Source organism: Halomonas alimentaria, assembly GCF_009902005.1.
GTDB lineage: Bacteria > Pseudomonadota > Gammaproteobacteria > Pseudomonadales > Halomonadaceae > Halomonas > Halomonas alimentaria.
Genome location: NZ_WUTT01000002.1, coordinates 1 through 651, shown reverse-complemented (window position 1 = coordinate 651; position 651 = coordinate 1). Strand labels below are relative to the sequence as shown.

General features: G+C 68.2%; 1 pseudogene. It reads left to right on the top strand.

Annotated elements, in window-relative coordinates:
* Nucleotides 1-651: pseudogene (locus tag GRB96_RS15395) on the top strand (thiamine pyrophosphate-binding protein); the annotation flags it as partial.

Sequence of the window (651 nt, the reverse complement as noted above, 5' to 3'; positions counted from 1 at the left end):
CAACTGCGTGACCGGCATCGCGGCGGCCTACTGGGCGCACAGCCCGGTGGTGATCGTCACCCCCGAGGCGGGCACCACCGGCATCGGCCTGGGCGGCTTCCAGGAGTGTCACCAGCTGCCGATGTTCCAGGAGTTCACCAAGTATCAGGGCCACGTGACCCATCCGGCACGGATGGCCGAATACACCGGGCGCTGTTTCGACCGGGCGATGTCCGAGATGGGGCCGACCCAGCTCAACATTCCGCGTGACTACTTCTACGGCGAGATCGAGTGCGAGATTCCCAAGCCGGCGCGTCTCGATCGCGGCCCGGGCGGCACCAAGACCCTCAACGAGGCCGCCGAGCTGCTGGCCAATGCCAAGTTCCCGGTGATCGTCTCCGGTGGCGGGGTGGTGATGGCCGACGGCGTCGAGGCCTGTCAGGCGCTGGCCGAGCGGCTGGGTGCGCCGGTGGTCAACAGCTACCAGCACAACGACTCCTTCCCGGCCAGCCACCCGCTGTGGTGCGGCCCGCTGGGCTACCAGGGCTCCAAGGCCGGCATGAAGCTGATCAGCCAGGCCGACGTGGTCGTGGCGCTGGGCACGCGTCTGGGGCCGTTCGGTACCCTGCCGCAGCACGGCATGGACTACTGGCCGAAGGACGCCAAGATCAT